The sequence below is a fragment of the Kitasatospora sp. RG8 genome, from assembly GCF_017813315.1.
In the GTDB taxonomy this organism is placed as follows: Bacteria; Actinomycetota; Actinomycetes; order Streptomycetales; family Streptomycetaceae; genus Kitasatospora.
The window spans coordinates 50,838-64,963 of record NZ_JAGIYX010000034.1; the positions used below are offsets into that span (position 1 = coordinate 50,838).

Below are 14,126 nucleotides of genomic sequence, written 5' to 3' on the forward strand. Positions count from 1 at the left end.
GTCACGGATTCGTCCCGACGGCAGAGGTGACAGGGGAGGTCTGGTGCGGGGCAGGCGTTTCAGGTGGGCCGGACGGCGCGTCCGCGGTGACCATCACCTGGCTGTGCGGGGAGTTGAGGATCCGGTAGAACGCCTCGATCCCTTCGGCCGTCCCCAGCGGGACGACGCCGTAGCGCGAGCGCAGCAGGGCCGCCGTCTCCGGCGTGACGTGCATTCCGCCGTCGGCCCAGAGCGGCCAGTTGACGGACTGGCTGTGTCCGCTGCGCTCGCCGCGGGCGACGAGGTCCTGGCGGTGCCAGGCGTAGGCGTCGAGGAAGGCGTTGGCCGCCGCGTAATCGACCTGGCCGACGTTGCCGGAGGCCCCGGAGGTGGAGGAGAAGGTCACGAAGAAGTCGAGCGGGAGGGCGGCGGTGGCGCCGTCGAGGTTCACCACGCCCGACACCTTGGGTGCCAGGACGCCGCGGAACTCCGCCTCCTGCTTGCGCAGGATGAAGCCGTCGTGCGTGACGCCGGCGCTGTGGACGACGCCGTCGATCCGGCCGCACCGCTCCAGCGTCCGCGCGACCAGCGCGTCGACGGCGGCGCGGTCCGCCGTGTCGGCCTGCTCGTAGTGCGCGGCGCGGGCGCCGAGGGCGACCAGCTCGTCGAGGACGCGGAGCTTGTCCGGGTCGGACGGGGAGCGCCCGGTCAGGACGAGGGTGGCGTTCCCGGTGCGGGCGGCGATCTCCCGGGCGAGGACGAGGCCGAGCGCGCCCGTCCCGCCGGTGATCAGGTACACCCCGTTCTCCTTCCACGGGAGCGGGGCGGCGGTCGCCGTGGCGTCCTCGGCCCAGGCCTGCACCTCGCGCCGGCCGTCCCGGTAGCGGACGAGGGTGTCCTCCGGGTGGGCCCGGTTCTCCAGGATCCGTTCGACGGCCGTCGCCGGGGTGTCGTCCGGGTCGAGGAGAAGCAGCTGCCCGGTGACGTTCGGGTTCTCCAGCGCGGCCGTGCGGAGCATCGCGACGAGGCCGGTGAGCGGGAGCGCGTCCGGGCCGCCGGCGATCGCCAGTTGGAGGTGGGCCTTGCCGGCGGTGCCGCGCACCTCGGACTTCAGCCGTTCCAGGAGCTGCACCCCGTAGCCGGCGTACCGGCCGTCGAGAGTCCCGACCTCGTCGGCCAGGACGACGACGTCACCGTCGTCGCAGCTCCTGAGCAGCTCGGCCGCCTCGGGCAGGCCCGCGAGGAGGACGGTCCGCCGTGCGCCGTCGACGCTGGAGAGCCCGCCCTGCACGGGCCTCCCCTGCCACTGCGGGTAGGAGAGTGCCGCTGCGCCGGGGGTCCCCGCGGGGTTGACCGGATCATGATGCACCGTCACTTGACGAGACGTTACATGATCACCAGTCGACTCCGTGGTGGAAATCGGATCATGATTCTTATTTGGATTCAGGACCCGGAACGAGAGCCCGGCGATGCGTACACGGACGCGTCCCCGCTGGTCGGCCAGGTCGACGTCGAGCTTGCGGATCGCCGCGTCGGCGCTCTCCTCCCCGCTCGGGCGCACCCACGCCCACATGGCGTCCGTGCAGGCGTCGAGGACGAGGACGTCGTCCACCGCGAACGGCACGGCGAGGCCGGAACCGCTGCGCGCCGCCCCCTCGGCGCCCGGCCGGCCGAGGACGCCGACGCAGGCCTGGAGCGCCGCGTCGAGCAGGCTCGGGTGCAGCGTGAAGTCGCCCTCGGTGCCCCGGACCGGGTCCGGCAGCGCCAGTTCGGCCAGCGCCTGCCCCGGCCCGGTCCAGATGTGCCGGACACCCCGGTGCGAGGGCCCGTACGCGATGCCGGCCGCGCGGTAGAGCTCGTAGCACTCCGCGGCGGTCAGCCCGGGGAGGTCGCAGGCGGCCCGCAGGGCGTCCAGGTCGAGGACGGTGTCCTCGGCGCCCTCCATGAAGTAGAGGGCCCCCTCGCCGTGCAGGACGGGCTCCTCGTCGTCCGGGGCGCTGTAGACGCGGAACCGGATGTCGCCGTCCGCCTCGGGGTGCAGGCCGACGTGCAGCTCCTGCGGCCGGTCGCCCACCCGCAACGGCTGCGCCAGCACGATGTTCCTCAGCGCCACCGGCGCGGACGGCTCGACGGCCGTGCGGCAGGTGAGGCAGGCGGCCGCGACGGCCATCTCCAGGAACGCCGTGCCCGGCATCGTCCGGGAGCCCTGCACGACGTGGTCGCGCAGGAAGAACTCCTCGCCGGTGAAGACCGAGCTGAACCGCTGCTCGGAGAAGTCCGAGGTGTTGGCCTGCACCAGCGGGTGCAGCCGGCCCGGCCCCGGCGCCGGCCGCGGTCCCTGCGGCGCCCGCGCCACCAGGGGCTCGGCGTCGAACGGGAAGCAGCGCTCGCGCGCGAACGGGTAGGTCGGCAGCGCGATCCGCCGGGGGGTGGCGGCGCCGTGCAGCAGGCGCCAGTCCAGCGGCACGCCGTTGGCCCACAGTTCGAGCAGCTTCTCGTACTTCCCCTTCCCGGCCCAGGCCCCGATCATCGCGTCGAGGTCGGTGTCGGGGGCGAACAGCGTCAGCACGGCGCTGTCCCGGGTGACCGTGCTCCGCACGACCTCGTCACCGGCGCCGCCGGAACCACTGCCCGGACCGTCGTCGAGGAAGTGCCGCAGCTTGGCCAGCAGGTCCGGCACCGACCCGGCGATGACGCCGAGGCGCTCCTCCATCGCCTCGCGGCCCACCTGCAACGTGTAGGCGATGTCCGCGAGGGCGGCGCCGGCGTTCTCCGGGCGCTCCAGCCAGTCCGCCAGGTTGGCGGCCTGCGCCTGCAGCTGCTCCGCCGTCCGCGCCGAGAGCGGCACCACGGCGGGCTGCGCGTCGTCGGCCGCGGCCGGCCCGGCCGCCTCCCCGGGCAGGTACTCCGCGATGACGACGTGGGCGTTGGAGCCCCCGGCGCCGAAGGACGAGACGCCGGCGACCCGCGGGACCGCGGTGTCCGAACCGTCGGCCGGCGCCGGGCTGGGCCAGTCGGCCAGCTCCCGCTGCACGACGAACGGCGTCCCCGCGAAGTCGATGTGCGGGTTGAGCGTCCGCGCGTGCAGCGAGGGAGCGAGCTTGCCGTGCTGGAGCTGGAGCAGGACCTTGGTGATGCCGGCGATGCCCGCCGCGCTCTCGGCGTGCCCGATGTTGCTCTTCACCGAGCCGATCGCGCAGAACTGCCGGTCCTCGGTGTGCTCGCCGAACGCCTTCGCCAGCCCGGCGATCTCGATCGGGTCGCCCAGCGCCGTCCCGGTGCCGTGCGCCTCGACGTAGCCGACGGCGCGCGCGTCCACGCCCGCCGTCGCCAGCGCCCGGCCGACGACGTCGGCCTGGGCCTGCGGGTTCGGCACCGAGTAGCCGTTGGTCTTCCCGCCGTGGTTCACGGCCGTGCCCTTGATGACGCCGTAGATCCGGTCGCCGTCCGCCACGGCCTTCGCCAGCGGCTTGAGCAGCACGGCGCCCACGCCCTCGCCCGGCACGTAGCCGTCACCGCCGGCCCCGAAGCTCTCGCAGCGGCCGTTGGTCGAGGCGAACCTGCCCTGACTGAGCAGCAGGTACTTGTTCGGGTGCAGCGAGAGGTTCACCCCGCCGGCGACCGCCACCTCGCAGTCGCCCCACTTCAGGCTCTGGCAGGCCAGGTGGACGGCCGACAGCGACGACGAGCACATCGAGTCGACGCTCATGCTCGGGCCCTGCAGGTTGAAGTAGTACGACACCCGGTTCGCGATGGACGCGGGGTTGCCGGCCACCGCCAGCGGCGTGCCCCCGAGCTGCGCCTGGGCGCCGAGGAGCTGGTACTCCTCGTACATGACGCCGACGAAGACGCCCACCCGGCCGTCGAGGACGTTGCCGGTCCGGCCCTTCGCGGTGTCCCGGGTGTAGCCGGCGTCCTCCAGGGTGTCGTGGACGCACTGGAGGAACAGCCGCTCCTGCGGGTCCATGATCTCCGCCTCGCGGGGGGAGATGTTGAAGAACATCGGGTCGAAGTCGTAGGCGCCGTCGAGGAATCCGCCCCACTTGCTGTACGTCTTCCCGGGGGCGTTCGGGTCGGGGTCGAAGAAGCCGCCGACGTCCCAGCGCGAGGCCGGCACCTCGGTCACGCAGTCCCGGCCGGCCGCGAGGTTCTGCCAGAACTCGCGGACGTCGGCGGCCTGCGGGTAGCGCCCGGCCAGGCCGATGATCGCGACGTCACCGACGCCCGCGGGGGCCTGCGTCCGCTCCTGCGCCTGTGCCGGTGCCTGCCCGGATCCGAGGGTGCGCCAGGCGCGGGCGGGAACGGTCCGCTCCGCGGCGGCCGGCCCGGCGGACGGGGACGGGGCCGGCTGCGGACGGGCGGCCGCCGTGGGCAGCAGCTCGCGCATCCGCCCCGGGTGGGTCTCCAGGAAGTGCCGCGTCAGAGCAGCGATGGTCCGGTGCTCGAAGAAGAGCGTCTTCGGCAGCGAGCCGAAGACCGTCTCCAGCGTGCGGGTCATGTCCATCGTCATGACGGAGTCGACGCCGTAGTCCTCCAGCGGCGCCTCCGGGTCGATCTTGGCGGCGGGAAGGTCGATGACCGACGCCAGGAGCTTCTTGAAGTACGCCGCAGCCTTCTGGGCGGTGGTCTCGTCCGGAACGGTCACGCCCGCGCCGGTCACCTCCGGAACGGCCACCTCCGGAACGGTCGCGTCCGGAACGGTCACGCCCGCGCCGGTCACGCCCGCGCCGGTCACGTCCCGGCCGGCCGCCGACTCATCCGGGCGGTCCGCCGCCGGGGCCGGGCCGGCCGGGAGCCGGTCGGACGGGAGCCGGTCGGACGGCGCGTCGGCGAGGAGGCCCGCGAGGAGGGTCTCGCGCAGCCTCGGCCGGTCGCCCTCCAGCACCAGCACCTGGCCGTGCTGCGAGGCCAGCGCCCGGTAGAGGGCCCGGACGCCGGTCTCCGTGCGCAGCGGGACGAGCCCGAACCGCTCGCGCAGCGACTGCTCGGTGCCCGCGTCGACGTGCATGCCGCCGTCGGCCCACAGGGGCCAGCCGAGCGACACCGTCCGGCCGTGCCGCTCCCCCGCCGCCACCAGCGTGTTGCGGTGGTGCGCGTAGGCGTCCATGAAGGAGTTGGCCGCGGCGTAGTCGGACTGGCCGACGTTGCCGAGGGCCCCGGCCACGGAGGAGAAGGCGACCAGGAAGTCCAGGTCGTCGCCCCGGGTGGCCTCGTCCAGGTGCACCAGCCCGGCGACCTTCGGCGCCAGCACGCGCGCGAAGTCGGCCTCGTCCTTGCGCAGGATGAAGGCGTCCTTGATGAACCCGGCGCTGTGCAGGATGCCGTCGATCCGGCCGTGCGCCTCGCGGAGCCGGCCGACCAGCGCCTCGACGTCGTCCCGGACGGCCACGTCGGCCTGCTCGTAGGCGGCGTGGGCGCCGAGGCCCGTCAGCTCCGCCAAGAGCGCGTCCTTGTGCCCGTCGCGCGGCGCGCGGCCGGCGAGGACGATCCGGGGCTCCCGCACCCGGGCGGCGATGTCCCGGGCGAAGACGGCGCCCAGCCCGCCGGCGCCACCGGTGATCAGGTAGACGCCGCCGTCCTTCCACGGCACCCCGGCCGGGGTGCCGTCCGCCTCCTCACGCCACCGCAGGACCTCGCGCGTCCCGCCCCGGTGGCGGACGGCGGTGTCCGACGGTGCGGCGCGGTCGGCGGCGACCTGGGCGGCCACCTGCTCCGGGCCGTCCTGCGGGTCGACCAGGACGAGCTGGCCGAGCACCTTCGGGTTCTCCAGCCGGGCCGACCTCAGGACGGCGGCCAGCCCCGCCCACAGGGACGGCTCCTGCGCCGACGGCGCGACCAGTTGGACGGGCACGCCCTGCTGCCCGCGCTCGCCCAGCAGTTCCTTGACGGCCGCGAGGACGGTCAGCGCGTCCTCGGTGTAGCGGGCGTCGACGCCCGGCGCGGCGGAGTCCAGGCGCACGACCCGGGCCGTGCCCCGGGCCTCCAGCGCCGCCGCGACCTCGGGCAGACCCGCGACCAGCACCAGGCCGGCCCCGGTCGCCCCGGTCGCCCCGGCCTCCCCAGCTCGGTCCGCGCGCTCGGCGGGGACCCAGCAGGGCGCGGCGAGCAGCTCCGCGGTGCCCGACGGCGACCCGGCGGCGGCCGGCTGCGCACCGGTGGCCGGCTGCGCCGTGTAGGCGCGCAGCGAGACGCCCTTGAGGCGGACGCTCACCCGGCCCTCGTCGTCGCAGAGGTCGATGTCGAGGCGGCGGACGGCGTCGCCCGGCCGGCCGCCGCCCTCGCGCACCCAGGCCCACATCACGGGGGCACAGGGGCCGGTGATCTCCACCTCGTCCAGCGCGAAGGGCAGCAGGAGCGGCCCGCCCTCGTCCGCCAGGGGCAGCAGGCCGACACAGGCCTGGAGGGCGGAGTCCAGCAGGGCGGGGTGCAGGCCGTAGTCGTCCAGCGTCCCCCGCACGGCGTCCGGCAGGACGAGCCGGGCGAGCACCTGGCCGTCGCCGGTCAGGAGGCGGTCGAGGCCGCGGTGGCCGGGGCCGTAGGCGATGCCCCGGGCGCCGAAGGCCCGGTAGGCCTGCTCCGCGTCGAACTGCGCACCGTCGCAGGCGGCCTGCAGCCGGGCCAGGTCGAGGCCGGCGGGGTCCGCCGGACCGGTCTCCGGGGCCACCCGGACGAGGCCCTCGCTGTGGATGACCGGCTGCGCGTCCGGGCCGTCCTCGTCGGCGGTGCTGTGGATCTCGAAGCCGACCTCGTCCGGGCCCTTCGGCAGCAGGCGGACCTGGACGGTCCGGGCCCTCCCGGTCACGGTCACGGGCCGCGACCAGACGACGTTGCGGATCCGCAGGCCGCCGTGCGGCCCGTCCAGCGAGGCCGCCACCGCGGCCCGGGCCAGCTCCAGGCAGGCCGCGCCGGAGAGCACGCGCTCGCCCTGGACCTGGTGGTCCTTCAGGAAGAACTCCTCGCCCGTGAAGACCGAGGTGAAGCGCTGCTCGTTCAGGCTGGAGGTGTTGGCGTGCAGCAGCGGGTGGAGCCGCCCGGCGCCGGTCGCGGGCCGCGGGTCGGCCGCGGTGCCCGGGGAGAGCCAGTAGCGCTCGCCCTGGAACGGGTAGGTCGGCATCGGCACCCGGCGGGGCGCGGAGCCGACGTGCAGCTTCTCCCAGTCGAGCACCAGGCCGGTGACCCAGAGCTCCAGCAGCCTGCCGTACTCGTGCCCGGCGGCCCAGGCGTCGAGCGCCCGCGCCAGGTCCTCGTCGGGGGTGAAGACGGCGAGCACTCCCTGCCGCCGCTCGACGCGGCCCCGGTGGAGCCCGTCGGCGCCCGTCTCGCCGGCCAGGAACGCCCGCAGGCCCGCGGTGAGTTCGCCGGTCGTGCCCGCGACGAGGCCGAGCCGCTCCTCGTAGGCCTCCCGGCCGGTCTGGAGGGTGTAGGCGAGATCGGCGAGCGCCGTGCCGGCGCCCTCCTCCTCGGTGGTCCAGTGCAGCAGCTGCTCGGCCTGGGCCCGCAGGCCGGCCTCCGTCCGGGCGGACAGCACGACGGCGGCGGGGCGGCCCGCGGAGCCCGCGGGCCGGGCGGCCGGCGCGGGGCGGTACTCCTCGACGATGACGTGCGCGTTGGAGCCGCCCGCGCCGAAGGAGGAGATGCCGGCGATGCGCGGCGCCTCGGTGCCGTCGGCGGCGACGGGGCGCTGCCACGGCGCCAGCTCGCGCTGCACGCGGAACGGGCTGTTCTCGAAGTCGATGTGCGGGTTGAGCACCTCGGCGTGGAGCGAGGGCGCCAGCTGGCCGTGCTTGAGCTGGAGCAGCACCTTGGTCAGCGCCGAGATGCCGGCGGCGCTCTCGGCGTGCCCGATGTTGCTCTTCACCGAGCCGATCGCGCAGAACTGCCGGTCGTCCGAGTACTCCCGGAACGCCTTGGTCAGGCCGGCCACCTCGATCGGGTCGCCGAGTGACGTGCCGGTGCCGTGCGCCTCGACGTAGGTCACCGAGCGCGCGTCGACTCCCGCCTCGCGCAGCGCGTGGCCGATGACGTTGTGCTGCGCGCGGGGGTTGGGCACGGAGTAGCCGTTGGTCCGGCCGCCGTGGTTGAGGGCCGTCCCCCGGATGACGCCGTAGACGGTGTCGCCGTCCTCGACGGCCCGGGCGAGCGGCTTCAGCAGGACGGCGCCCACGCCCTCGCCGGGCACGTAGCCGTCGCCGCCCTCGCCGAAGCTCTCGCAGAGCCCCTTGCTCGACGCGTACTTGCCGTTCCCGAGCATCAGGTACTTGTTCGGGTGGAGCGAGAGGTTGACGCCGCCGGCGACGGCGAGCTCGCAGCCGCCGGTCCGCAGGCTCTGGCAGGCCAGGTGAAGGGCGGTGAGCGAGGACGAGCACATCGTGTCGACGGCCAGGCTCGGGCCGTGCAGGTCGAAGACGTAGGAGATCCGGTTCGCGATCGACGACGCGCTGCCGGACAGGGTGACGTTGCGTCCCTTCGCCTGTTCCTGGGCGCCGTAGAGCTGGTACTCCTCGTACATCACGCCGACGAACACGCCGACGTTCCCGGCGAGGCCGCGCGCGCCGTAGCGGCTGAGCGCCTCGCGGGTGTAGCCGGCGTCCTCCAGCGTCTCGTGCACGGTCTCCAGGAACAGCCGCTCCTGGGGGTCCATGAACGCGGCCTCGCGCGGGGAGATGTTGAAGAACAGCGGGTCGAAGTGGTCGGCCCGGTCCAGGAAGCCGCCCCACTTGGTGTACGTGCGGCCTGGCGCGTTCTTGTCCGGGTCGAAGTACGCGCTGTGGTCCCAGCGGTCGGCCGGGACCTCGGTGATGCAGTCCCGGCCCTCGGCGAGGTTGCGCCAGAACTCGCGGACGTTGCGGGCCTGCGGGTAGCGCCCGGCCAGTCCGATGACGGCGATCTCCGGGCCCTCGGGCTCCGTCGCGGGGCGGCGGACCGGGGCGCGGCGTGCGGCCCGCCCGCGGCGCGGCGCCTCGGGCACCGCCCGGACCGCGGGAGCCGCTTCGACGGCGGGGGCGCCGGCGGCGGGGGCGCCGGCGGCGGGCTCCTGGTCGTCCGCGCCGAGGAGCTCGGCCAGCCGCTCCCCGTGGGCCTCGACGAAGTACTCGGTGAGCGCGCTGATGCTCTGGTACTCGAAGAAGAGGGTCTTGGGCAGCGAGCCGAAGACCTGCTCCAGCTGGTTGGTCAGGTTCATCGTCATGATGGAGTCGATGCCGTAGTGCTCCAGGGCGTCGCTCGCATCGATCCGGTCGGCGGGCAGGCGCAGCTGGGAGGCCAGCAGGGTGACCAGGTACCGGCCGGCCCGCTCCGCCGGCGTGGTGGCGCCGGCCTGCGGGGGCGCGGCGTGGCGCTCGGGCCCGCCGTGGCCGAGCGGGGCGTCCACGGCCGGGGTCGGGTTCGGGGCCGGGTTCACGGCCGGGGTCGCGGCCGCGTCGTAGGCCCGGGAGGTGAAGCCCCGGAGCCGGCAGCGGACGGCGCCGGCGTCGTCCAGGAGGTCGATGTCGACCTTGCGGACCCCGAGGCCGGGCCGGTCGTCGGCGCTGTACCGCACCCACGCCCACAGCCCGGACGTGACCGGTCCGAAGACCTCCAACTCGTCCAGGGCGAAGGGGAGGTGGAGCACGGTCCCGGCGGCGTCCGGGGCGTCGCCGGCGGCGCCGAAGAGGCCGACGGAGGCCTGGAAAGCGGAGTCCAGCAGGCCCGGGTGGAGCACGAAGGCGTCCTGGGTCGCCGCTGCCCCGGCGGGGAGCACCAGGCGCGCCAGGGCCTGGCCGTCACCGACCGCGATGCTCTCGATGCCGCGGTGCGCCGGACCGTAGTCGATGCCCAGCTCCCGGTACGTCCGGTAGCACTGCGCGGCGTCGAGGCGCTCGCTGTCGCAGGCGGCCAGCAGCGCGGCCACGTCCACCGGCCCGGCCGGGGCGTCGGCGGCGGGAACGGCCACGCCCTGGCTGTGCACGACGGGCGCGGCGTCGGCGTCGCCGTCCGGCAGGCTGGAGATCTCGAACGCGACCTCGCCGTCCGCCTCGGCGAACAGCGTGGTCCGCACGTGCACGGGCGGCCCGTCCGCGGTGACGGGGCGGGCCCAGACCACGTTGCGCAGCGTCACCCCCTGCGGGCGGGTGTCGAGCGAGGCCTCCAGGGCCGCCCGCGCCATCTCCAGGTAGGCGGCGCCCGGCAGCACCTTGCGGCCCTTGACGACGTGGTCCGCCAGGAAGAACTCCTCGCCCGAGAACACCGAGCCGAACCGCTGGGCGTCCAGGGAGGAGGTGTTGGTGTGGACGAGCGGGTGGAGCCGGGCGGCGCCGGGGACGGCGGCCGGACGGCCGGCGGTGAGGTCGCCCACCCAGTAGCGCTCACGGGCGAACGGGTAGCCCGGCAGCGGGAGCATCCGCGGGCCGTTCCCGCGGTGGAGCCGGCTCCAGTCGACGGCCAGGCCCTTGACCCAGAGGTCGAGCAGCCGGTCGAACTTGCCCTTCCCGATCCACGCGTCGACGGTCGCCGCCATGTCGGTGTCGGTGGCGAAGCCGGCCAGGGTGTCCCGGTGGTCCCTGACGTTGCCCAGGTGGAGGCCCTCGACGTCCTCCTCGCCGGCGACGAACGCGGCGAGCCCGGCGGTGAGTTCGGCGGCGGAGGTGACGGGCAGCGCGAGCCGCGCCTCCATCGCCTCACGACCGGACTGCAGCGTGTGGGCGACGGCGTCGAGGTCCAGGGCCGTGGCGTCCTGGCGGGCGATCCACTCCAGCAGGGCCCGGGCCCGCTCGCGCAGCCGCTCGCCGTCCTTGGCCGAGAGCACGATCAGGCGCGGGGCGCCGTCGTCCGCGCCGTTGCGGCCGGCGTCCGCGCCATTGCGGCCGGCGGCCTCGCGGCGGTACTCCTCCACCACGACGTGCGCGTTGGAGCCGCCCGCGCCGAAGGAGGAGACGCCCGCGATCCGGGGCCGCTCCGTCGTGCCGTCGGCGCCGACGGGCCGCTGCCAGTCGGCCGCCTCCTGCTGGAGGCGGAACGGCGTCCGGGCGAAGTCGATGTTGGGGTTCGGCTCCTGCGCGTGCAGGCTGGGGGCGAGCCGCCCGTGCTGCATCTGGAGGACGATCTTCAGCAGCCCGGCGATGCCCGCCGCCGCCTCCAGGTGGCCGATGTTGCTCTTCGCCGAGCCGACGGCGCAGTACTGCCGGGCGTCGGTGTCCTGCGCGAACGCCCGGGTGAGGCCGTCGAGTTCGATCGGGTCGCCGAGCTCCGTCCCGGTGCCGTGCGCCTCCAGGTAGCTCACCTCGTGGGCCTTGACGCCCGCGCGGTCCAGCGCCTCGCGCACCACCTCGGCCTGCGCACCCGGGTTGGGCACGGTGTAGCCGTTGGTCCGGCCGCCGTGGTTGATGCTGCTGCCGCGCAGCACGGCGTGGATGACGTCGCCGTCCCGCTCGGCGTCCGACAGCCGCTTGAGCAGCACCACGGCTGCGCCCTCGCCGGGCACGAAGCCGTTGCCGCCGGCGCCGAAGCTGCGGCACTTCCCGTCGTGCGACAGCATCCGCTTGCCGGACATCAGGGTGTAGTTCGACGGGTGCAGGTAGAGGTTGACCCCGCCCGCGAGCGCGAGGTCGCACTCGCCGCGCCGCAGGTGCTCCATCGCCTCGTGGACGGCGCTCAGCGAGGACGAGCACATGGTGTCGACCGGCAGGCTCGGGCCCCGCAGGTCGAGCAGGTACGAGACGCGGTTGGCGACCGAGGCGAAGGACGTCAGCGGGTGGAGGTTCTCGTTCTGCTCCCGCAGCGCGGGCCCGTAGAGGTCGAAGCCGGTCTTGGAGACGCCGGCGAAGACGCCGACCCGCCCGCGGTGCGCGTCGGCCAGGCGCCGGCGGGTGTAACCGGCGTCCTCCAGCGCGTTCCAGGACTCCTGGAGGAACAGGCGTTCCTGCGGGTCCATGTTCATGGTCTCCTGCGGCGAGATGCCGAAGAAGAGCGGGTCGAAGTCGGCGAAGCCGTCGAGGAAGCCGCCCCACTTGCTGTAGCTGCGGCCCAGCGCGACCGCCTCGTCGCGGTCCGCGTGGTAGAAGCCCTCCAGCTCCCAGCGGTCGGCGGGGATCTCGGTCACGCAGTCCCGCCCGGCGGCGAGGTTCTGCCAGTACTCGTCCAGGTTCGCCGCCTGCGGGAACCGGCCGCTCATACCGACGATGGCGATGGCGTCCGCGGCGGACGGCGCGGCGGGCGCGGCAGGTGCCGCGGCGGGGGCTGGCGCGTCGGCGGCACGCTCCGCGACGACGGGGCGCTCCGCGGCGGCGGGCCTTCCGGCGGCGGCCGGGGCCGGAGCGACGGGGGCCGGCGCCGGGGCGGTGGCGACCGGGGCCGCAGCGGCGAGCCCGGTCCAGGTGAGGCACGTCCCCCGGTGCTCCCGGAGGAAGTAACCCGCGAGGGTCTCCAGCGAGTTGAACTCGTAGAGGACCGTCTTCGGGACGGCCTCGAAGGTCTCGGCGAACTTCCGGTTGAGCCGGGTGACGACGATGGAGTCGATCCCGTAGCTCTCCAGCGGGGCCTCGGCGTCGATCTTCGCCGCCGGGAGGCCGATGACGCCGCCGAGCACCTGCCGGAGCCGGTGCACGACCTTGTCGCGCAGCATCCCCTCGTCGACGGCCACGGCCGCCGGCGCGGAGGCCGGCACCGCGGCGGCAGCGGCGGCAACGGCGGCAACCGCGGGGGCGGCCGCGGGCTGCTCCAGGAGCGCCCGGCGGATGCGTGCGCCGTCGCCCTCGACCGCCATCACCTGCGGGAGCTCCAGGGAGAGGCTCTCGTGCAGGACACGGACCCCCGACCCGGTGCGCAGCGGGTGCATGCCGACCTGTTCCAGCAGCGCGCGCTCGGTCTCGGCGTCGGGTGCCATGCCGCCCTCGGCCCAGAGCGGCCAGTTGAGCGAGAGGCTGCGGCCGGAGCGGCGCCCCTCGGCGACCAGCCCGGCGCGGTGGTGGGCGAAGGCGTCCATGAACGCGTTGGCGGCCGCGTAGTCGGACTGGCCGACGTTGCCGGTGACCGCCGCCGCGGAGGAGAACAGGGCGAAGAAGTCCAGCGGGTCGCCCTGGGTGGCGGCGTCGAGGTTGACCGTCCCGGCCACCTTGGGGGCCAGGACGGCGCGCAGGTCGTCGGCGCTCTTGCGCAGGACGAAGCCGTCCCGCAGGACGCCCGCGCTGTGGATGACGCCGTTGACGGCGCCGTGCTCCTGCCGCACCCCGGCCAGGAACGCCTCCACGCCGGCGGCGTCGGCGACGTCGAGCGGGGTGTAGTGCACCTGTGCCTGCGGGCTCCGCAACGACTCCAGCAACCGCCGCCGGTCCGCGTCGAGCGGGGAGCGGCCGGTGAGGTGGACGGTGGCGCTGCGCACGGAGCTCAGCACGTCCCGCGCGAAGATCAGCCCGAGGCCGCCGAGGCCGCCGGTGATGACGTAGGTGCCGCCCTCCTTCCAGGGCAGCGCGGGCCGCTCCGGGGCGGACAGTTCCCGCCAGGCCAGGACGGACCGGCCGCCGTCGTGCAGCCGGACGGCGCGCTCGGCCGGGCGGTCACGGCTCGCCAGGACCTGCCCGGCGGTCGTCGCCACCGGGGCGTCCGTGTCGACCAGGACGAGCTGGGGCACCAGCCGCGGGTTCTCCAGGGCCGCGCTCTTCAGCAGGCCGAGCAGGCCGGCGCCGAGGGCGTCCTCGCCGTTCCACGGGCAGACGACCTGCACCAGCGTGCGGGGCGGCGACGGCAGGGCGAGGAGCCGGCGGACGGCGTCCAGCACCTGGCCCGCGAGGTCGGTGTAGCGCTCCGCGAGGCCGGTGGCCGGGCTCTCCAGCAGGCGCACCACGGCCGTGCTGTCGGACTCCTGCAGGGCCCGGGCCAGTTCGCCGGGGCCGGCCAGCAGCACCAGGTGGCCGGGCTCGCGGCCGGTCGCCGGCGAGGCGTCGGCCGCCTCCCAGACCGGGTGGAACCGGACCAGCTCCGGGCCGGCCTCCTCCTGCCCTGCCTGCTCCTGCCCTGCCTGCTCGGGGCCGTCCTGCTCCGGGCCGGCTTCCGCGCGGCCGGACTCCTCCTGGCCGGCTTCCTCCCGGCGGCGCCTCAGGAACTCCTTGACGTGCTCCCGGGAGACGCGCTGGGCCTTGAGGTCCAGCAGCAGCTGTTCGAGTTGCCTGTCCATG

Annotated in this window: 1 protein-coding gene; it reads right to left on the reverse strand. The window is 75.0% G+C overall.

Annotated features, from left to right (window positions below; genetic code table 11):
• Position 1 precedes the first annotated feature (1 nt).
• Positions 2-14,125 (reverse strand): SDR family NAD(P)-dependent oxidoreductase, encoded by a 14,124-nt coding sequence (locus J5Y04_RS34820; RefSeq protein ID WP_209416546.1) that lies wholly within the window; start codon positions 14,123-14,125, stop codon positions 2-4.
• Position 14,126: the final 1 nt, after the last annotated feature.